Below are 20,050 nucleotides of genomic sequence, written 5' to 3'. Positions count from 1 at the left end.
AGATAAATTCCATTTATTTTTTAATTGAAGCTACAAAAACGCAATTCCGGGCTCAGGGGAAGTTTCCGGCACTTGAAGCGATGCTAAATCACGCAGGAAAGAACCATAAAAAGCGCAGTGCTGAAAAAAATGCTCACCATTGCATTTCTGAACGCCAGATGCAAAACGACAGTCGACAAGGAAGCAGCCAGATGCGGAATTCCGAACGGACGCTGCAAAAAAACTGTGTCCTTGAAACAGTAGACAGCAAGCACCGCCATAATCAAAGACGGAGTATATTTTTCTATAAAGCGGATTACAGCCGGAGGCTTTCTTCTGCTGAAGGCGACAAACGGAAGCAGCCTTGTTCCATAGATAATCGCCCCGGAAACAAAAACAGCCACCAGAGCCATTGCAAGAGTATACGGACTTTTCATAACACATCCTCCCCGCTTTCATTCAATTTTAAAATCCGCTCCCGCTCAAAAAATGAAGGACCTCTCGCAAGAAGCATAACGCCAAGGGCAGCGCAGATAGAAACCCATATTATATTTGACGAACCGAACACACCAGCCCTGTAAAGAACCACGGAAATAAAAGCCGCGCAGGCACCTGTCACAGCAGGCACGCAGTCTTTGGAAGCCCTGAGCTGTTCAATAAGAAGCACAATAAAAAGCGAAGTCAGCGCAAAGTCCACACCGGCAAGAAACCGTTCCAGACCGTAGCGGTTCATCACCGTGCATGCAAGAGCGCCGATCAGGCTTCCGAGGCACCAGTAGCTTTGGTCGAGCATGGAAACAGCAGCATAAAACGAAGCCCTGTCAACGCGCGCAGGAGGCTCTATTCCGTGGACAAGCGCAAATGTTTCATCCGTAAGCGAAAAAATAAGATATGGCTTTTTGGCGCCGGTGTTCTTGTATTTTGAAATAAGCGAAAGACCGTAAAATATATGGCGTATACTGAGCAGAAACTGCACAAGCAAAATCTCCGCAAACGAAGCTCCGCAGGCAAGCTGTCCGACTATAAAATACTGTCCGGAGCCTGTATACATCACAAGAGATAAAACAACAGCAAGCCACCACGGATAGCCGGCATTCACAAGCAACATACCAAAGCCGATTCCAATCGCAATATATCCAAAAAAAACCGGCGCGGTTATTTTCAGAGCCTGGGCAAAGACAAAGCGGTTCATAATAAAAACGTATAATAACAACAAACCCTGATTGATTCAACACAGAAAAATGCCCGTGACCGCTTGAAAAAAACTTTTGCCCGGGATGCGTTCTGCGGTAAAATTTTTATTTTTCACAAGGAAAATAATAAGGAAAAAAGTTTAAAAAATCATAGTTATTTTTTTTCAAAAATGATTGACTTTTTTACGTATTAAATACAAATTACACCTAGCGCTGATTAATCGCCTCAGGTGCCAAAAAGCGCTTTTCTGGACTTTTAGTCTGCCATCACACAGAAGGAGTTGTACCCTAGTGAACGGAAGTACAGTTTCTATTAACAGCGTGTCCAAGCACTTTGGCTCGTTCCATGCGCTTGATGACATAAGCATCACAATTAAGCAGGGCGAATTTTTTTCCCTGCTTGGACCGTCCGGCTGTGGAAAGACAACCCTTCTCCGCATTATCGCAGGATTTGAATTTCCTGACGAGGGGACTGTTCTTTTTGACGACAAGAATGTAGTGCCTCTTCCGCCTAACAAACGCCAGAGCAATACTGTTTTTCAAAGCTACGCGCTTTTTCCCCATCTTTCAGTGTACGAAAATGTTGCGTTCCCTTTGCGCCTCAAAAAGACAGACAAAAAGGTAATCGACAGCAAGGTCAGGGATTATCTCCATCTTGTTCAGCTTGACCAGCACATGTTCAAAAAGCCGAATCAGCTTTCAGGCGGACAAAGACAGCGTGTGGCGATTGCGCGTGCCCTTATAAACGAGCCGAAAGTTCTGCTGCTTGACGAGCCTCTTTCTGCGCTTGATGCAAAGCTCAGGGCGAATCTTCTTGTTGACCTGGATGCGCTGCACGACAAAATCGGAATCACTTTCATCTACGTTACTCATGACCAGAGCGAAGCCCTTGCCGTAAGCGACAGAATTGCAGTCATGAACCAGGGCAAGGTTCTTCAGGTTGGAACGCCGTTTGAAATTTATGAAAGTCCTGCCACGCAGTTTGTGGCGCAGTTTATCGGCGAAACAAATTTGTTTGAAAGCACAGTAGTTTCATGCGAGCCTCATAAAAATGCAAAGGGTGAAGACGAATTCAATGTCACACTCAACACGCCCGTGCTGGGACTTCAGGCCAAGCTCAAGGGAGAAACCCAGGCGATGCGAGAGGAAGACAAAAATATCCTTGTAACGGACTATGACCACACAAATCCCGGACAGAAAGTCTGCTTTACAATACGCCCGGAAAAAATCCGCATAACGCTGGAAGAGCCGAATGTGGGCGGACGGAAAGACATCAACGTTTTCAAGGGAATTGTAGAGGAGCCAATCTACACCGGCTTCCAGTCAAAATTTTATGTGAGGCTTGAAAACGGAGCGATAATCAAAGTGTTCAAGCAGCACACGAACTATCTTGATGACGGGCCGGAAATAGCATGGAAGGACACCGTTTTTGTTTCCTGGTCGGCTGACGACGGCTACATTGTTGAGGACATAAACACATGAGCGGCAAAAAAGAAAAACCTGCGCGCAAAAGCTTTCAGCTGAAGCTTGCTTCAAAGGCTTACAACGCGAAATACAAGAAAACAAATCCGGGGCCGGCATACGCATGGCCGATGGGAGCATGGTTTTCGCTTTTCTTTATAATTCCTCTGTTTATAATCGTGCGCTATTCGTTTTTAAAGAGAAATGTCTACGGCGGCGTTACAGATGAATTTTCGCTCAAGGCCTACGAGCAGATGTTCAGCCCCGCCTATGGAATGATTTTTCTGCGCACGCTGTGGCTCACTGTTATTCCGACCGCAATAACAATTTTAATTTCGCTTCCATGCGGATATGCAATGGCACGCAGCAAAAGGCAGACGCTTCTCTTGATTCTTGTTGTTGTGCCTTTTCTTACAAACAGCCTTATAAGAATTTTTGCATGGATGACGATTCTGGGCGACAACGGTTTTTTAAACCAGATACTTTCGCTTCTGCACCGGATAATCTGCGCGCTGACAGGTTCCGCAAAGGAATTTGCACCGCATAAATTCATGTACACGCGAGGCGCCGTAATTCTTGTGAGCATTTACATGTATCTGCCCTATGCGATTCTTCCGATTTTTACGGCAGTGGACAGATTCGACTTTACACTGCTTGAGGCCGCCCGCGATCTTGGAGCAACAAAGGCGCAGTCAATGTTCAAGGTTCTTATTCCGGGAATAAAAAGCGGAATTCTGAGCGCAATGATTTTTACGTTTATTCCGATTTTTGGAACATACACAGTGCCTCAGCTCGTCGGAGGAAAAGACAGCTACATGGTCGGAAACATAATTTTTGACCAGGTGAAAGTCCGCAACTGGCCGCTGGCTTCCGCATTCAGCCTTGTAATTACAATCGTCAGCATGGCGGGTGTTCTGCTCATGCTTGCAACAGGAAAAAAAGAAGCCGAATCAAACAAGAAGTCTGAAAAAGAAGACACAACCCCAAGCATAGCTGAAAGCATTTCCAAAGCCACACTCGGAGGCGTAAAATGAAAAATCCGATTCTAATGCTTGTAAGAAAATACAGGGCGATTCCAAAAAGCGAGTCGAACAGGCACGCAAAACGCCAGTGGAAAAAACGGAACACATCGCTGAGCATGTCAAACACTGTGCTCTGTCTTTCGCTGATGTTTTTGTTTCTGCCGCTGTTTGTGATTGTGTTTTTTTCATTTAACAGCTCAAAGGATGCATCTTTCAGCGGTTTTTCACTCATCTGGTACCAGAAGCTTCTTTTCAGCTCAAAGCCACTGTGGCATGCGCTTTTAAACAGCCTTATCGTTGCTCTGGCGGCGGCGGTTACAGCTACACTGCTCGGAACTCTTGCGGCAATAGGAATAAGCTGGTACAAATTCATCGGAAAATCCTACATTCAGACAGTGAGTTTTCTGCCAATGGTTTTGCCCGAAGTGATAATGGGAATTTCGCTTCTGATTTTTTTCAGCAGAATAAATCTTGACCTGGGGCTGGTTACAATTTTTATAGCGCATACCACATTCTGCCTTCCGTTTGTTTATCTTATGGTAAGCGCAAGAATTGATGAATTTGACTATTCAATTATCGAAGCAAGCCATGACCTTGGCGCAAACGAATTCCAGACACTCACAAAAGTGATTGTTCCTGCAATCATGCCGGGAATAATTTCCGGTTTTATGATGAGCATAACAATGTCATTCGAGGACTACGTTATAACCGCGCTTGTTTCAGGCCCCGGAAGCACAACGCTGCCTCTTTACATTTACTCGCTTATACGCTTTGGTGTAAGTCCCGTAATCAACTCTCTTTCATTTGTGCTGATTCTGTCAATCTGCGCAATCGCCGTTCTGCTTAGAAGCCGATTAAAATCATTTGCGGCCTCAAGATAAGGAAACCGCGGACACCCGAGAGATTATTCAGTGTTAATATCTGCTGTTTTTTGTATTTTAAAATACGAAGAACAGCAAGGAAGGAATGATTGCTCGCTTCAAGCGCCAAACATTTCTTCTCTAATAAAAAGCAAGGCGTTTTGCAAAAATGCTCTGCCACAGGAGATTCTTATGGACAAGAAATTTTCTTTCTTTATTTCAGCCGCGCTTGCCTGCGCCATGTCACTGCCGTTTTTTTCATGCAAGGAAAAAAATGAACTGTATCTCTACAACTGGACTTACTACACGCCTGATGAAGTTTTGAGTGACTTTGAAAAGGAATTCAACTGCACCGTGAAAGTCGACAGCTATGCTTCCAACGAGGAAATGTACGCAAAGCTCCGTGCCGGCGCAAAAGGCTATGACATTGTTTTTCCGTCGCAGGACTACTGCTCAATAATGATAAACCAGGGAATGTTCCGCGAGCTTGACCAGTCCAAGATGACAAACAAGGTTCATATAAATCCGGAAGTCTTTGAAAAAGCAACTTACGATCCTGAAATGAAATACTGCGTTCCCTATTACTTTGGAGCAGCAGGAATAGCCGTGAACAAAACAAAGGCCAGCTCAGACTACGAAAGAAGCTGGAACATTTTTTCAGATCCGCAGTTTTCCCAGCATGCCACAATGATGGACGATATGCGCGAAGTAATCGGCGATGCTCTTGCGCACCTTGGCTACAGTATAAACACAACAGACAGCCAGCAGCTCAAGGAAGCAAAAACACTCATTCTTGAAAAGTGGAAGCCGAACCTTGTGAAATTCGATGCGGAGGGATTCGGAAAGGCATTCGCATCAGGGGACTTCTGGCTGTGCCAGGGATACGCTGAAGTGATATTCGGCGAAGTGCCAAAAGAAAAATGGGAGGAAACCATCGACTTCTTTATTCCGGAAGAAGGCGGTCCTTCATACCTTGACAGCATGTGTATCCTGAAGGATGCGCCTCACTACAGCCTTGCGAATGAATTTATAAATTATATTCACCGCCCTGAAGTCTATGCGAAATTTCTTGATGCCTTTAACTTTCCGTGCTTTGTAAACAAGGATGCCGGACAGTACACAACGACAGTCCCGATGTACAAGGCGGAGCAGCTTTCAAACTGCGTGCTCAAGGAAGATCTTGCAGAGGATCTTGACAAGTACAACGATATCTGGCAGGAAATCCGCTTTACAGAATAGCCTTCTGAAAATCCGCGCCCTTCATGACAAACCCGGATATTTGGTTTGCGCATGAGGGGCTTTTTTGTTATAATCAGCGGCTATGAAAATCATTGCAAAAAATACAATTCTCCATGGACACATTCAGGTTCCAGGCTCAAAATCACATACAATCAGGGCACTGCTTCTTGCTTCACTCGCAGAGGGAACTTCATTTATACGCAATCCGCTTCCAAGCGCAGACTGTCTAAGCACAAGCCGCGCTGTTCCGCTCATCGGTGCAAAAATCACGCTTGATGAGAATTCCAGGAAAACAGGCCAGACATGGACAGTTGAAGGCGCAGGCGGCAAAATTCATCTGCCGGACAATGTCGTGGATGTAGGAAATTCCGGCTCGCTGCTTTACTTTATGTCGCCAATCGCGGCAACGTTTGACGGCTGGAGCATATTCACAGGAGATGAAAGCATCCGCAAGCGGCCTGTAGACCATGTGACAGATGCGCTAAGACAGCTTGGAGCGCAGGCATTCACTGCAAAGGAAAAAAGCGGAACCTGTCCGCTGCTCATAAAAGGCCCGGTAAAATCCGGGTGCACAGTAAAAACAGGCGGCGAGCTTAGCCAGTATATTTCAGGAATGATGATGGCCGCCACAAGGATGAACGGCACACTGAAAATCGAGCTTTCAAATCCAAAGGAAACCCCGTATCTTTTTATGACAAAAAAATGGCTTGAAAGCTGCGGCGTAAACGCAAGAATTTCAGATGACTATAAGCACATCGAAGTTGACGGTCCTGTAAAAATCCGTTCATTCGATACAGTAATTCCAAGCGACTGGGAGGCTGTGGCATTTCCGCTGATCGCAGCCCTTATTACCGACAGCGAAATCACCGTGGACAATGTAGACCTCGGAGGCACCCAGGGAGATTCAGCGATTGTAGATGTCCTAAAATCACTTGGAGCTGACATTGACCTGAACACAGAAAACAGCTCTCTTACTGTCCGCGGAGGAAAAAAAGCAAAGGACGGAATAGGAAGACTTTCGGCAGAGCATCTGGACAACGGCGAGCTGCACGTAAATCTTTCAGGCTTCCCCGATGCTGTCTGCGCGCTGGCGGCGGTTTCGTGCTTTGTTGAAGGAACAGTTTTCATTGAGGACATAAGTGTCTGCCGCAAAAAGGAAACAGACCGCATTGCAGTCCTTAAAAGCGAGCTGGAAAAACTGGGAGCATCAGTGGAAGAAGGCAGCGATTTTATTGCAATACACGGACATTCTCCGGTGCTCAGGGACGGCTCCGCAAATCCTGATTTTTCACTGCACGGCGCGGAAGTCAACAGCTATCTTGATCACAGGGTTGCCATGAGCCTTGCGTGTCTTGGACTTGGACTCGGCGCAGGTCAGGAAGTAAAGGTGGCGGACGCTGAATGTTGCTCTGTGAGCTTCCCTGAATTTTTTGAAGCCATGAATAAAATCGGAGCTGGATTTACAAAAGCAACATAAAAGCGGAATTTTCATTGCTATTGCTGTACATTCACTGCCAGTCTTTGGCACAAGTACAGCAATCTGTAAACTTCAAAAGCCCTGAATTCACCTGCTCTTTTCGCGGCCCTCATCAAGCTGGACTCTCCAGTCATATTCTTTCCGCTCGTCTTCGATTTCCTGCCTCTGAAATTCATTTGAAATTCTTTCTATGTCAGAAGCAATATTTATCACAGCATCCACGATACAAGGCTCAAAGTGGCTTCCTCTGGATTCCTTGAAAATCTCAATAGTGCGCTCAATAGAAAAAGGCTGCTTATAAGGACGCCAGCTTAAAAGAGCATCAAGAACATCAGCCGCCGCCATTATGCGGGCGCAAAGCGGAATTTCAATTCCAGAAAGCCCGTTCGGATAGCCGCTTCCATCATATTTTTCATGGTGGCAGTAAGCCATCTGCTCGGCAATCATGTTGAACAAGCCCCTGTTTATCATAGGCAAAAGCCGGATAAGCCTTCTTCCTTCTTCAGGATGGGATTTCATCATTTGAAATTCCTCATAAGTGTATTTTCCGGGCTTGTTAAGAATGCTGTCCGGAATATGAACCTTTCCTATATCATGCAGGTTTGCCGCCGCGGAATACACAGAAATAATATTATCCGTCAAAATGTCCTTATAATGCCCTTCCTTCACAAGCTCCCTGGAAATGAGCTCCACATATTTTACAGTATGCCTTACATGATGCCCCGTAAAAAGCTCATGGCTTTCCAGAATTATAGGAATAAACTCCATAATCTTCATCTGAGTGTCTTTCAGCTGAAAGGCTTTTTTCAGCGCACGGCTAAGTGTGGAATGGCTCCTTTTGGAAAGCGAAACCGCTATAATATAGGAAAAAGCAAATTCTATTGTAAAACCTGCGCTCTGTGAAAAAAAGTAAAAGCTTTCCGTTGTGCCAAAGTTAACGCACATAACTTTTGCCCGGAAATAGATAGAAAAAATCATAAACACATAGCAGACAAGCGCAATAAATCTTGTAAGCACAACGTTGTAATAAAGGCAGCTAAGAAAAACTACAAGCACATAGGAAATATTGATTCCAATATGACCATTTGTTCCCATATAGGCCAAAATTGCAGCCATAACGAAAAGACCAAAAAACATTGGAATTCTGTGCCAGCGGAAAACATAGACGAAAATGCTCTGGATAATAGAAAACAGAACAATTATAATTCCAAGACTGATTGAATATGAATATGGAATTTCAAAAATGCCAATCCTGCTGATAATGATAAAAAGAGGGGCAAGAACATTTCCAAGCAGCAAAATGCCAGTTGTAAGCCTATTGACATTCTCAATGTTCTCAGCAAAAAATTCTTCGTCTTCAATCGGCATAAAAGTTCCTGTCAATCCATTGGCAATGAAAAAAATTTCAAAAACTCAAATTCCCTAGAAACACTTCAAAATTATAGAAATATTCCAGCTAAAAATCAACATCAAAAGCTATATGCTCATCACGAAAATCAATTTTCACATAAAACTTAAAGAATCTAAACAAATTCTGTTTCCTGTCTAAACAGCCTGGCCGCAAACCGTGGCGTATATCTCCGCAATTTTTAACATTTCATTAAAAAAAATGATTTTTGTGAGCCTGAAAAATCACACATTGAATGCCGGGCGATTTTATGATATTATTTTAAAATTACATTAAAAGGAGTTTTTACTTTGATTTACTATCTTGGCGGCTTGCTGAAAAATTTCTGGGGACCAGCCAGGCTTTTTCAGTCATACACAGTTTTAATCGCACTTGCACTTTATTCAGGTTTTTTTCTTTCAAAGGTATTGATTCCTAAATTCTATAAATATCTGCCAAGCGACAGGGGAAGAGAATTCGCGCTTACAAAGGAAACTGCAAAAGGCAAGCCGACAGGAGCAGGAATTGTTTTTATCACGATTTTTGTTGTTCTGAGCTTTGTGATTGTTCCGCTTGACTATCTTCAGGGCGGAATTCTTATTCTCACTTGGTTTATGATGCTAACTGGATTTCTTGACGACAGAAGCCAGAAAGGATGGGGCGAATATCGAAAGGCTCTGCTTGATTTTATCATCACAGCGGCGGCGGCAATTCTTCTTATGCATTATCTTTCAAAAACTTCCCCTGACGGACATCTTAGATTCTGGTTTCCATTTCTTTCCAAGTCAATCAATATTCCGCCGTGCCTCTATGCTGTTATAACAGTGGTTATGCTCTGGATGTCTGTGAACACAACAAACTGCACTGACGGCGTAGACGGTCTGAGCTCTGCGCTGGTTTTAATAGCGCTTCTGACAATGGGATTTCTTTTTTACATTGTGCTTGGACACATTGATATTTCAACCTACCTTCTTGTTCCGCATTTAAAAGACGGAGCTTCCTGGGCGATTATAATTTTCTGCATATCAGGAGTTCTTATGGGATACCTGTGGCACAATGCGTTTCCAAGCTCTGTTCTCATGGGAGATGCCGGTTCGCGCGCGCTTGGATTTTTTATAGGCGTATGCGTTATGATAAGCGGCAACCCTTTTCTCTTTCTTGCGACTTCATCTATTATTTTTATAAACGGCGGTGTCGGGCTTTTGAAAGTTGCATTGAAAAGATTTTTTCACATTTCAATTTTTGAAACTATAAGATTTCCGCTTCATGACCACATGAGAAAAAACAAGGGATGGTCTCCGACTCAGGTTCTTATAAAGTTCATGATAATACAGCTTCTGATCACAGTGGCGATGCTCGGAATTTTCTTCAAAATCAGATAGCGGTTTCACCGGCGGACACAGGCAAGGTGCAGTATGGAAAAGGAATCAAAAGTTTTTTTCACAGATTTCCGCGTAACACAGGACGGCGGAATAGAAGCAAAACTGAAAAAGCTGTGCAGAAAAGCAGGCATAGAGCAGATTGATTTTTACGGAAAATTCACCGCTATAAAAATTCATTTCGGCGAAGACGGAAACCTGTCATTTCTGCGCCCGGATTATGCGAGGGCAGTTGCAGAACTTGTCAGGGAGCTTGGCGGAAAGCCTTTTCTCACAGACTGCAACACACTTTATCCCGGCTACAGAAAAAATGCACTTGATCATCTTGACTGCGCTCAAAAGCACGGTTTTTCTCCGGCAACAACTGGCTGCCAGATAATCATCGGGGATGGGCTCAAGGGAACAGATGAAATTGATGTTCCTGTTGTGAACGGCGAATACTGCACAAAGGCGCACATCGGAAGAGCCGTGATGGATGCGGATATTTTTATAAGCCTTTCACATTTCAAAGGGCACGAGGCAACCGGATTCGGAGGCGCAATAAAAAACATAGGAATGGGCTGCGGAAGCCGCGCAGGAAAAATGGATCAGCACAGCTCCGGAAAGCCGGAAGTCAACCAGGATGCCTGCAAAGGATGCCGCCTGTGCGCAAAAGAATGTGGCTCGGATGCAATCACCTACAAAAATAAAAAGGCTTTTATAAACCAGGAAATTTGCAAGGGCTGCGGACGATGCATCGGCGCGTGCAACTTTGATGCAATCTATAATCCAAACGGAAGTGCGAATCAGGAGCTTGACTGCAAAATGGCGGAATACACACAGGCAGTATGCTACGGCCGCCCCTGTTTTCACATAAATATAATACGCGATGTAAGCCCCTGGTGCGACTGCCATGCATTCAACGATGCGCCGCTTATACCGAATCTTGGAATGGCGGCGAGCTTTGATCCTGTCGCCCTTGACCAGGCATGCAGCGATCTGTGCAATCAAGCCACGCGGTTTGACAACACACAGATTACAGACAATGCAGGAAGAGGCCTGAAACTTACAAAAGACCTGTGGAACGATTCTTCACCGGAATCAGTGTGGAACATGACACTCGTCCACGGCGAAAAAATCGGACTGGGAACCCGCAAGTACATCCTAGAAAAATTCTAGGGAAACACTTTTTCAAGATTTTCTTCGCTCCTGTCTATGAGTTTCTTCTGTAGGTTTCAGCGATGATTCTAATTCCCTCCTCAAGTTCGCTGTCTGGGCAGGCATAATTTATTCTTATGCATTTTGAATAATGCGGATGCGATTTAAATGCGCCGTTGTTTCCAAAGAAAAAATATTCGCCGGGAACAACAACAACGCCCTGCTCCTTCAGTTTTTTATAAAGCTCCTTTGAAGTGATTTTCAGCGAGCGCATCAGCAGCCACAGAAAAATCGAGCCTTCGCCTTTATGAACTGAATAATCTGTTCCTGAAAAATATTTGTGCACAAGGCTCTGGGCAAATTTATTTTTCTGCTCGTAATAGGGGCGGACATAGCGCGCGGCAGATTCAATGAGTTCTCCGCTTTTTATAAGATTCATGGCGATTGACTGTCCCAGGCTTCCGGATGCAAGAGAAACAATGGAATTCAGATTGGACAGTGCGGCGGCAATTTCCTTGCGTGCAATAATAATTCCTGTGCGCAGACTTGGAAGTCCGATTTTTGAAAGGCTCATGCTCAGAATAATGTTTTCATTCCAGAAGGGCTTTGCATCGCTGAAAATAATATGCGGCCACGGAAGTCCATAGGCATTGTCAATAATAAGCGGAATCGAATACTTTTCAGCAAGGCAGGACATCCTTTCAACTTCAGTGTCGGTCAGAACATTTCCCGTGGGATTTGTAGGGCGGCTGACACAAAGGGCGGCAATGCTATTGTCCCGGGCAAGGCGCGATTCAAGCTTTTCAAAGTCAACAAAATATTTAAAAGTATTGTCGCTGTACTCCTCAAAGCGCGACGGAATGCTTTCAAACATTTCGCTTTCAATTCCCTGATCCGCATAGCCGACATATTCAGGCACGAGCGGAAAAAGAATTTTCTTCCTGGTCTTTTCGCCGCTGGAAGAAGTGACAGTTCCGGCAAGCAGATTAAAAAGATAAAAGCACGCGCTCTGGCTTCCATTGCAGACTGCGATATTTTCAGGCGCAATATTCCACCCGAATCTCTGCGAAAAGCACAGCGCAACAGAATCTATAAAATCCTTTTTTCCCTGAGGACCGTCATATTTTCCAATGAGATCTTCAAAGGAACGCCCGTCCGCCAGAATTTTTTCCATTTCCCTGCGGTACAGTTTTTCTATTTCCGGTATCTGCGCAGGATTTCCGCCGCCAAGCGAACAGACTTTTTTTTCGGCCGGAACAGGAGAACCCAGGTCTTCCATCAGCTGAAGAATTCCTGATTCGCCTGTAAGTTTTTTTCCAAAATCTGAAAACATAATCACACCTTTTTTAAAGCTGCTGTTTTTTTGCCGGAGGCGGAATTTTTTTTCGTCCGGGAAACAGACGGTTTTCTTTTTCTTGAAAGCTTAAGCACAATGGAGCCGTCAGAGCAATCCACACAGACAGTGGCGTTTTCTGAATTTTCATTCTGCAGAAGAAGATTTGCAAGCGGATCTTCTATTTCCTTTTGAAGCAGGCGGCGCATAGGACGCGCACCCATTGAAGGCTCATATCCATGCTCAACAAGATACTCCCGGGCTGAAGGGCTGACAGCAAGCGAAATTGATTTTTCAGCGAGCCGCTCCTCAAGCTCTGAAAGCTGAATTTCCAGAATTGAAGCAATCTGCTCTTTTGAAAGTGCATTGAAAACAAGAACATCGTCAATTCGATTAAGAAGCTCAGGCGACATTATTTTCTTCAGTTCTTCCTGTGCGCTGGCTTTTATTTCCGAATACGGAACAAGACCGGTTTTTGCAGATGAAAATCCCATTCTTCCTTCCGCAGTGATTTCGCGCGCGCCTGCATTGCTGGTCATAATAATCACAGTGTTTTTAAAGCTCACCGTATGACCAAGGTTGTCCTTGAGTTCGCCCTCCTCAAGAAGCTGAAGAAGAAGATTATAGATGTCATGATGAGCCTTTTCTATTTCGTCCAGCAGAACAACCGAATACGGATGCTGCCGCACCTGCTCAGTGAGAAGACCTCCTTCCTCGTAGCCCACATATCCCGGAGGAGCGCCAACAAGACGGGAGGCATTTTGCTTTTCCATGTAGTCGCTCATATCCACGCGGATAAGGGCATCTTCTGTTCCAAAAAGAAATTTTGCAAGCGATTTAGCAAGCTGGGTTTTTCCGACGCCGGTTGGGCCAAGGAAAACAAAAGAACCGACAGGCCTCTTGTGCGAAGAAATTCCTGCCTTGTTTCTACGAACTGCGCTGCAAATAGAAGCAACAGCCTCATCCTGCCCGACAACTTCCTTGTGCAGAATAGACTCCATGTTCAAAAGTCTTCCGGTTTTTCCTTCATCAAGCCGCGAAACATCTATTCCTGAAATTTCACTTATCACCCTGCGAACATCATCAGTGGTAACCCGCCTCTTTTTTGCCGCATCAGAGGATTTCCAGTTTCGCTTCAAATCTTCAATTTCCGAGCGGAGCAAATTTATATGGTCGCGTATGTAGGCGGCTTTTTCGTATTCCTGGGAAGCAACAAGCTCCCGTTTCTGTTCATTGCACCTTGCGTATTCAGCCTCAAGCCTGTCGAGTTCTTCAGGACGGACATTTTCCTGAAGCTTTTTCAGCGCGCCGGCTTCGTCAAGAATATCAATCGCCTTGTCCGGCAGAAAACGCTCAGAAATGTAACGCCTGCTGTATGACACTATCAATGGAATCACATCATCCTCATAGACAACGTGGTGAAAATCCTCATAATATTTTTTCAGCCCCAAAAGAATTTCCTGCGTTTCAGTTTCAGAAGGCTCTTCAACTTTTACAGTCTGAAATCTTCTTACAAGCGCTGAATCCTTTTCAAAATATTTCCGGTATTCCCTTGTGGTGGTCGCGCCGATCATCTGAAGCTCACCGCGGCTCAGAGCAGGCTTTATCATATTGCTTGCGTCCATTGAACCTTCAGGGCCGCCGGCTCCAATTATCGTATGAAGCTCGTCAACAAACAGTATTATATTTTTTGATTCCTTTATTTCCTTCATCACGCGTTTTAGGCGCTCTTCAAATTCTCCGCGGTATTTTGTTCCGGCAATCATAGCAGCAAGATCAAGCTGAAGAATTCTTTTGCCCGAAATATCAGGGGGAACATCGCCGCTTACAATGCGCTGGGCAAGAGCTTCCGCAATCGCAGTTTTTCCAACGCCAGGCTCTCCCACAAGCACAGGATTATTTTTTGTGCGCCGGCTCAAAATCTGGATTGTGCGGAACACTTCTTTTTCGCGCCCCACAACAGGGTCAAGAGTTCCGTTCCTTGCGTCCTGTGTTAAATCACGCGAAAACTGCGCAAGAATTCCGGACTGCTTCTGCTTTCTCTGGGAAGTTCCGTCTGACATAAAAGGAACAGGAGAACCATGGGAATTTTCCGCCGGATAATCAGAGGAAGCCTTTACCGCCGAGGAAGGAATTTTTTTCTGGACATCCGTAATTGTTTTTCTGACCTGCTCAATGCTGATTCCTGCGCGCTTCAAGAATGCCCACAAAAGCGAACGCTCTTCTGTGGCAGCGGCAAAAAGCAAATGCTCGGTTCCGACATAATTGCACTGCATTGTCTTTGCATCAAAGGCCGCCTGCCTAAGAAATTTTTCAGTCCGCTCTGAATTCGGAATTGTTTTCAGCTGTGTGTCCGGCAAATGGGAAGGCATGCTCTGCTCAATCGCAAGCTGAAGAGTGAGCACGTTTACCCTAAGCTGCTGAAGCGCAACATATCCAAGCCCTTCCGCAGATTTTAAAAGCGCAAGTATAATATGCTCCGGATCAATCTGCCGGCTTCCCAGAAAATATGCCTCATCCTGCGCAAGGGCAATCAGAATTCTCTGCGCCCTCGGAGAAAAATTTTCATACATATAGGAACCTCACTTCTCAATGTTTTCAAAGGCTTCCTGCAAAATCAAAGCCCTGAGCCGCTCAATCTTACGCGGACGATTTTCCTGAATATCTTTTTCAAATTTAAATTTTCCATTGTCAAGAACATACTCAAGATGTCCTTCCTGAATTCTGTACAGCAGAGCATGAAGCTGATGATCTTCAATTCCAGAAAACAGCCCCATATCCTTTCCGAATTTCACTCCGCTTATAATATCAACAGCCTCTCTGAGAGAAACAAAAAAACTGTTTTTTGCCAAAGCCAGTGAGCGGAACGCATAGTTTGAAATTTCTATCAAATGCTGCGAGCTGCATGTTTTTCTTGCAGAACGCTCTTCACGCAAAATTGACTGGACAGCGCAGTGCACCGAAGTCATCTGGTCGAATTCACTTCCGCCGGCAGAACTTTTTGGAGCAACAATATAATAGCAGCCCAGCGAAGCTCCGTTTTCCGAAAAACCGCTCAGGGCATTTCTTCCACCTGAACCATAGCAGGCAGAAAAAGTGAAATTATCATCTGTGATTTTTTTTGACATCGGCTGTATTTTTCCAAGGAATGAACACGCCGGAAGATGAAGATTTACGCAGACAGAAAGTCCGCTTCCCGAATTGAGAACAGAGCAGGCAAGATATCCGAACTCGTAGCTTGCGGCAAACTGAATCCGCTTCTGAAGCTCCTTGTCGATTTCATACACAGAATTTACAGCGGCATCAACTCCAAGCCCCGGGATAAACGAAGAGATTTTCAGATGGTCATCAGTATTTACAGTGCAGGAAATTTTACCGTCATTGCGCAGAATAAGCCCCTGCATTTTCCCCGAGGAATCAAAGAGAATTCCGCGCTCATGCATTATCTTGCTTCCAACAGAATCAAGCTTTGAAACAGAAACAGCCTGAAATTCATCTGCGTTTTTCAGATAATTAAAAGCATCAAAAACAATCGACTGCACATGCTCGCTTTCAGAATCAGTAAGTCTGGACGGAAACGGAAAATTCGCAAGGTTTCTTGAAAGCACAGCTTTTGTTGCAACCACAACATCCTGCTCCAAACCTGCGCTTGCATACCATGCGCCTGAAACATCTTCTTTCTGAGCCATCAGCCAATTTCCTCATCAGGGGAATCCGCCAGACCGGACACCGCATTTTTTTCAAGAGCCTTTAAATAATCCCTGTACATCGCGGCTTTTTCATAATCCTCTTTTTGAACTGCATTATTCATCTTGTTCTGAAGAATAACTCTGTCATTTAAAACTGAACGCACAGAAGAAAGCCGTGCAGGCATTGACCCTCTGAAAATTTCCTTTACGCCGCTGTTTTCCAAAAAACACCGTATGTCATTTTTAAAAATCGCATAGCACTCGGGGCATCCGGTTTTTCCATTGCGCTTTATTTCTCCAAGGGAACTTCCGCAAACAGGACACAGCTTGCTTTCCCTTTCTGCAATTTTCCTTGAAATGTCCGCAAGCTCCTTAAAAAGATTTCCTATTGAAGACTCAATGCTTTTTGGGTCAGGAGAAATTCCGCGCTCCATTGCGCAATCAAGACATATATTTATTTTCCGCCGGGAACCGTCAGATGAAGTCTGCTCCATAAAAATCACAGCTTCCCGTTCATGGCAAAAATCACAAATCATATTTTTCCTCGTTTCCAGTTAGTGAGTGTACCATAAATTACACTTTACGCAAAGTGTCAATGGGTTTTTCCCGTCCGGCCTTCACTGAAGGAATCAGGGAAACCAGAGTTGAAAGAGCCACTGCGCACACAGCAACCGCCGTCAGTTCCTTTCCTGGAATTTTCACAGGAATTTCCTGAAGATAATAAGCCGGATCCAGAAGATGAAATTTTCCGGCAGAAACATTGCCGCTGGAAAAATACGAAGAGAAATTTTCAATAAAATTCACAAGCTGCTCTATGCCGCCTATAATTTCGTTTATATTCATGGAAATCAAAAGTCCGCACGGAATTCCAATCAAAACGCCTGCAAGCCCGATCAACATTCCAGTCAAAACAAAGGAAAAAGAAATTCCGCCCGGAGAGCCTCCAATGCATTTTAAAAGCGCAATTTCCTTTTTGCGTTCCATTGCAATTATCAGAACAGAGGAGCTGACATTTATGCTTGCCACAATCACAATCATGACCATGATGACAACAAGCAGAGCTTTTGTGGAAGCAAAGTTTTCAAGCTCCGATTCATTCACCTGTTTCCATGTCAAAACCTCAGAGCCGTCAAGCTCATCGTCAAATGAAACAAAACGCCCGACATTTTCTGTGATTGACGAAAGCTGCGAGGAAAAAGAATCCTCAGTTTCAATTCCCACAAAAAAACCGAGCGAGGACTTTGAAAGCAAAGCAAAGGCGGAATCAATCGGCACAAAAACCCACAGCGCATCAAGAGCCTGATATCCGCTGGAAATAATTCCCCCTACTGTAAACTGCGCAACCTTTGGGATAAACCTTTTTCCGGCTGTGTTCACGGTTATGATTTTTATATTGTCGCCAACGTGAAGTCCGAGCTGCTCAGAAATTTTTTCTCCGATTACAGCAGTCCTCTCTGTAAGCCGGGTGCTTCCCTCTACAACTTTAAAAAGAGATGAAAATGAAGAATTCGTTAAAAACAAATCCTGCGGAATTCCCCGGACAAAAGCACCAGAACGGTAATTTTTTCCAGCGGCAAGAGCCATTCCCCTGACCTCTGGAAAAACCGCCTTCACGCCCTGCACATCAAGAAAACTTTCCGCCATTTCAGAAAAGTCCGTGCATGAATTCAAATATGCTGAATCCCTGAAAACAGAAACCTGAATATCCTGGGAAAACAGTTTTATCATCCGGCTTGTCATGCCCTGAACCATTCCGTTGCTAACAACAAGCAGAACAACCAAGGGAACAAGGCTTATGCCGACACATGCGACCGCCCCTGCAAGGCTTCGTCTTCCCATGCTGGAATCGCGGTCCCTGGCTCTTGAAAAAAACAGTTTTCTGGAATAAAGAAGACATGCCTGTAAATTCATACACCAAGCTCCCGAAGCTGTCCGTTTTCCATTAAATAGCGCACCTGTCCTTTTGCAGCCAGATTCATGTCATGTGTGACAAGAATCAAAGTTTTTCCGTATTCCCTGGAAAGTGAAAAAAGAAGATTGCCCACAGTTTCCGCGCTTGCAGGATCAAGATTTCCGGTCGGCTCATCCGCCAGTATCAGCTCGGGATCGTTCACAAGACTGCGCGCCACAGCAACCCTCTGCCGTTCTCCGCCTGAAAGCTCAGAAGGAAGATGATACATTCTATCTTTCATGCCGACAGCTTCCAGCAGGGATTCGGCTTTTTCCGAAGCTTGCTTTTTTGACATTCCAGCCATAAGAGCCGGAAGAAAAACATTTTCCAGCGCAGTGAAATCCTTTAAAAGATAATGGAACTGAAAAATCATTCCTAAAAAATTGCGCCTGAATTTTACAAGCTGCTTTTCAGACATTTCATTTACAACAAGCCCGCCGGCGCAAACAGTACCGCCGCTAGCCTTATCCAAGCCGCCGATAATATTAAGCAGCGTTGATTTTCCGCTTCCGCTTTTTCCAACAACCACGCATATCTGTCCCTGGCAAAGCTCCATGTTCAGTTTCTTTAAAATTGAAAGCTCCTCTCCTGATGTTCTGTAAACTTTTTCCAAATTCTTTATCGATAAAATAATTTTCTGATCACTCATCACGCAAAACCTCTGACACTGTCATTTTTAAAATACTCCGGCTTGAAATCAATGCAGCCGCAACCGATGAAATCAGACCAAAGAAAAAAATCAAAAAAACTTCATGCAAAAATATTCTTGGAGAAATTCTTGCATAAATTGCAAACAACGGATTTTCTGTTACAAAATTCTTGTACTCGGGATTAAAAATCATTGCAGCAATATATTCAATTCCAAACTGAATTTTTGAAAGCAAGGCAAACACAGTTTTCATATTCAAGGTAATAAAAATTCCCAGAATCAGCCCGGTCACAGCTCCTGCAAAACCAGTGATAGCTCCCTGCGTTATAAACACCGCCTGAACATTTTTTGCAGAACCTCCAAGCGCAGAAAGAACTGCAATTTCGTTTTTCCGCTCCAAGACTAATTTTTTCATTGAATTAAAAATATTTATAGCGACAACCAGAAAAATCAAAAGCACAATAACAAAGAGCGTATTTTTTTCCATGCGGAGAACACCAAAGAAACTGCGGTTGTATTCGCGCCAGCTTACAATTTTTGCATTGGAAAAAGCCGCCCTGCATTTTCTTACAAACGAAACATCCTTTGAAGAAGAAGCAAGCTTTACGCCGTATTTTTCAGCAGACGAATTCCCAAGAATTTTTTTTCCTGCATCAAATCCTATAAAAGCAAATGATGAATTTATTTCCGCATAGCCGCAATAAAAAATTCCAGTCACAACAAACTGCCTGCTGGAAGAAAGCATTTCCACATCGCTTGAGCCGCTGAGCGCCGCAATATTCACAACACTTCCAAGCCCGGCCCTCAGAGAATTTGCCAAAGTGCTTCCTATGATAATTGAGTTTTCAGAAGATAAATCAAAATCCCCTACTACAATCTTCAAAGTTCTTCTGAAGCCCGGATCCAGCTCCATTATATTTTCTGGAACAGCCCGGACAACAGCAGCGCACTGCGACTTGGAATTTCCAACCATCAATCCCTGTGCTTCATAAAACGGAACAGCGCAAATCACATCTTTGTTTTCCCTGCTCCACTGCTCGAAGCTTGTTTTTTCCACATCGGTCACTTGCACATGGTAAGATGAAATTTCCATTATGGAATCTATAGATCTCATTTGAAATCCATTCATAACACTCATTACAACAATCAAAGCCATAACACCAAGCGAAATTCCCAGAGCCGCCAAATGAGCAGCTGCGGCAGTTCTTCCGTCTGCGTTAACCCTGTTTATTCGCCTGGAAACGAAACATATCCATTTAAAATCCGAATTCACTTTTTCCTCTCAAAATACTGA

17 protein-coding genes are annotated in these 20,050 nt (G+C 44.4%); 7 read left to right on the top strand and 10 right to left on the bottom strand.

Going from position 1 to position 20,050, the window contains the following annotated elements:
* Positions 1-83: 83 nt before the first annotated feature.
* Together ACI4L0_RS11485 and ACI4L0_RS11480 are read right to left on the bottom strand one after the other, a co-directional pair.
* Entirely contained in the window at positions 84-416 is a 333-nt protein-coding gene (locus tag ACI4L0_RS11485; RefSeq protein ID WP_439800313.1) for a branched-chain amino acid transporter permease, read from the bottom strand.
* Positions 413-1,171 carry an AzlC family ABC transporter permease gene (locus ACI4L0_RS11480; protein WP_439800312.1) on the bottom strand — a complete coding sequence of 253 codons (759 nt, stop codon included), beginning with the start codon at positions 1,169-1,171 and terminating at the stop codon, positions 413-415. The genes ACI4L0_RS11485 and ACI4L0_RS11480 overlap by 4 nt, the downstream gene beginning before the upstream one ends.
* A gap of 292 nt (positions 1,172-1,463) precedes the next feature.
* Between ACI4L0_RS11480 and ACI4L0_RS11475 the strand changes: the two genes are divergently transcribed.
* The 5 genes from ACI4L0_RS11475 to aroA all read left to right on the top strand — a co-directional run bounded on the left by ACI4L0_RS11475 (position 1,464) and on the right by aroA (position 7,231).
* A complete protein-coding gene (locus tag ACI4L0_RS11475; protein ID WP_439800311.1) occupies positions 1,464-2,654 on the top strand; it encodes an ABC transporter ATP-binding protein in 1,191 nt (396 codons plus the stop codon).
* Positions 2,651-3,667 carry an ABC transporter permease gene (locus ACI4L0_RS11470; RefSeq protein ID WP_439800310.1) on the top strand — a complete coding sequence of 339 codons (1,017 nt, stop codon included), beginning with the start codon at positions 2,651-2,653 and terminating at the stop codon, positions 3,665-3,667. Before ACI4L0_RS11475 ends, ACI4L0_RS11470 begins: the two co-directional genes overlap by 4 nt.
* The gene (locus ACI4L0_RS11465; protein WP_439800309.1) at positions 3,664-4,536 is read left to right on the top strand and encodes an ABC transporter permease; all 873 of its coding nucleotides are present in this window, start codon (positions 3,664-3,666) and stop codon (positions 4,534-4,536) included. The genes ACI4L0_RS11470 and ACI4L0_RS11465 overlap by 4 nt, the downstream gene beginning before the upstream one ends.
* A gap of 171 nt (positions 4,537-4,707) precedes the next feature.
* Positions 4,708-5,754 (top strand): extracellular solute-binding protein, encoded by a 1,047-nt coding sequence (locus tag ACI4L0_RS11460; RefSeq protein ID WP_439800308.1) that lies wholly within the window; start codon positions 4,708-4,710, stop codon positions 5,752-5,754.
* Between the two features lie 82 nt (positions 5,755-5,836).
* Positions 5,837-7,231, top strand: coding sequence for a 3-phosphoshikimate 1-carboxyvinyltransferase (aroA, locus tag ACI4L0_RS11455; protein WP_439800307.1), 1,395 nt, complete (start codon positions 5,837-5,839; stop codon positions 7,229-7,231).
* An 87-nt stretch (positions 7,232-7,318) separates the two neighbouring features.
* Here aroA and ACI4L0_RS11450 read toward each other — a convergent pair whose 3' ends face one another.
* Positions 7,319-8,599 (bottom strand): HD-GYP domain-containing protein, encoded by a 1,281-nt coding sequence (locus tag ACI4L0_RS11450; protein ID WP_439800306.1) that lies wholly within the window; start codon positions 8,597-8,599, stop codon positions 7,319-7,321.
* Positions 8,600-8,929: 330 nt separating this feature from the next.
* Between ACI4L0_RS11450 and ACI4L0_RS11445 the strand changes: the two genes are divergently transcribed.
* Positions 8,930-10,000 carry a phospho-N-acetylmuramoyl-pentapeptide-transferase gene (locus tag ACI4L0_RS11445; protein WP_439800305.1) on the top strand — a complete coding sequence of 357 codons (1,071 nt, stop codon included), beginning with the start codon at positions 8,930-8,932 and terminating at the stop codon, positions 9,998-10,000.
* A gap of 33 nt (positions 10,001-10,033) precedes the next feature.
* A complete protein-coding gene (locus ACI4L0_RS11440) occupies positions 10,034-11,155 on the top strand; it encodes a DUF362 domain-containing protein (protein ID WP_439800304.1) in 1,122 nt (373 codons plus the stop codon).
* A 34-nt stretch (positions 11,156-11,189) separates the two neighbouring features.
* On the opposite strand, the gene ACI4L0_RS11435 is transcribed toward ACI4L0_RS11440, so the two are convergent.
* Genes ACI4L0_RS11435 through ACI4L0_RS11405 form a run of 7 tightly spaced genes read right to left on the bottom strand, consistent with a single transcriptional unit; the run spans position 11,190 to position 20,029 of the window.
* Positions 11,190-12,467, bottom strand: a complete 1,278-nt coding sequence (locus ACI4L0_RS11435) for a valine--pyruvate transaminase (protein WP_439800303.1) — start codon at positions 12,465-12,467, stop codon at positions 11,190-11,192.
* 2 nt (positions 12,468-12,469) lie between these two features.
* The gene (locus ACI4L0_RS11430) at positions 12,470-15,040 is read right to left on the bottom strand and encodes an ATP-dependent Clp protease ATP-binding subunit (RefSeq protein ID WP_439800302.1); all 2,571 of its coding nucleotides are present in this window, start codon (positions 15,038-15,040) and stop codon (positions 12,470-12,472) included.
* A 9-nt stretch (positions 15,041-15,049) separates the two neighbouring features.
* Positions 15,050-16,156 carry a hypothetical protein gene (locus ACI4L0_RS11425; RefSeq protein WP_439800301.1) on the bottom strand — a complete coding sequence of 369 codons (1,107 nt, stop codon included), beginning with the start codon at positions 16,154-16,156 and terminating at the stop codon, positions 15,050-15,052.
* The gene (locus ACI4L0_RS11420) at positions 16,156-16,692 is read right to left on the bottom strand and encodes a UvrB/UvrC motif-containing protein (protein ID WP_439800300.1); all 537 of its coding nucleotides are present in this window, start codon (positions 16,690-16,692) and stop codon (positions 16,156-16,158) included. The genes ACI4L0_RS11425 and ACI4L0_RS11420 overlap by 1 nt, the downstream gene beginning before the upstream one ends.
* A 37-nt stretch (positions 16,693-16,729) precedes the next feature.
* A complete protein-coding gene (locus ACI4L0_RS11415) occupies positions 16,730-18,067 on the bottom strand; it encodes an ABC transporter permease (RefSeq protein ID WP_439800299.1) in 1,338 nt (445 codons plus the stop codon).
* On the bottom strand, positions 18,064-18,756 hold the full coding sequence (locus ACI4L0_RS11410) for an ABC transporter ATP-binding protein (RefSeq protein WP_439800298.1): 693 nt from the start codon (positions 18,754-18,756) through the stop codon (positions 18,064-18,066). The genes ACI4L0_RS11415 and ACI4L0_RS11410 overlap by 4 nt, the downstream gene beginning before the upstream one ends.
* The gene (locus ACI4L0_RS11405) at positions 18,749-20,029 is read right to left on the bottom strand and encodes an ABC transporter permease (RefSeq protein WP_439800297.1); all 1,281 of its coding nucleotides are present in this window, start codon (positions 20,027-20,029) and stop codon (positions 18,749-18,751) included. Before ACI4L0_RS11405 ends, ACI4L0_RS11410 begins: the two co-directional genes overlap by 8 nt.
* Between the last annotated feature and the right edge of the window lie 21 nt (positions 20,030-20,050).

Source organism: Treponema sp. (assembly GCF_051883275.1).
In the GTDB taxonomy this organism is placed as follows: Bacteria; Spirochaetota; Spirochaetia; order Treponematales; family Treponemataceae; genus Treponema_D.
The sequence above is the reverse complement of the archived record's forward strand: the minus strand, read 5'-3'. Positions and strand labels throughout refer to the sequence as shown.

Coding starts and splice junctions, on each gene's coding strand:
- ACI4L0_RS11485 (WP_439800313.1), bottom strand. CDS start 416: ATGAAAAGTCCGTATACTCTTGCAATGGCTCTGGTGGCTGTTTTTGTT.
- ACI4L0_RS11480 (WP_439800312.1), bottom strand. CDS start 1,171: ATGAACCGCTTTGTCTTTGCCCAGGCTCTGAAAATAACCGCGCCGGTT.
- ACI4L0_RS11470 (WP_439800310.1), top strand. CDS start 2,651: ATGAGCGGCAAAAAAGAAAAACCTGCGCGCAAAAGCTTTCAGCTGAAG.
- ACI4L0_RS11465 (WP_439800309.1), top strand. CDS start 3,664: ATGAAAAATCCGATTCTAATGCTTGTAAGAAAATACAGGGCGATTCCA.
- ACI4L0_RS11460 (WP_439800308.1), top strand. CDS start 4,708: ATGGACAAGAAATTTTCTTTCTTTATTTCAGCCGCGCTTGCCTGCGCC.
- aroA (WP_439800307.1), top strand. CDS start 5,837: ATGAAAATCATTGCAAAAAATACAATTCTCCATGGACACATTCAGGTT.
- ACI4L0_RS11450 (WP_439800306.1), bottom strand. CDS start 8,599: ATGCCGATTGAAGACGAAGAATTTTTTGCTGAGAACATTGAGAATGTC.
- ACI4L0_RS11440 (WP_439800304.1), top strand. CDS start 10,034: ATGGAAAAGGAATCAAAAGTTTTTTTCACAGATTTCCGCGTAACACAG.
- ACI4L0_RS11435 (WP_439800303.1), bottom strand. CDS start 12,467: ATGTTTTCAGATTTTGGAAAAAAACTTACAGGCGAATCAGGAATTCTT.
- ACI4L0_RS11430 (WP_439800302.1), bottom strand. CDS start 15,040: ATGTATGAAAATTTTTCTCCGAGGGCGCAGAGAATTCTGATTGCCCTT.
- ACI4L0_RS11425 (WP_439800301.1), bottom strand. CDS start 16,156: ATGGCTCAGAAAGAAGATGTTTCAGGCGCATGGTATGCAAGCGCAGGT.
- ACI4L0_RS11420 (WP_439800300.1), bottom strand. CDS start 16,692: ATGATTTGTGATTTTTGCCATGAACGGGAAGCTGTGATTTTTATGGAG.
- ACI4L0_RS11415 (WP_439800299.1), bottom strand. CDS start 18,067: ATGAATTTACAGGCATGTCTTCTTTATTCCAGAAAACTGTTTTTTTCA.
- ACI4L0_RS11410 (WP_439800298.1), bottom strand. CDS start 18,756: ATGAGTGATCAGAAAATTATTTTATCGATAAAGAATTTGGAAAAAGTT.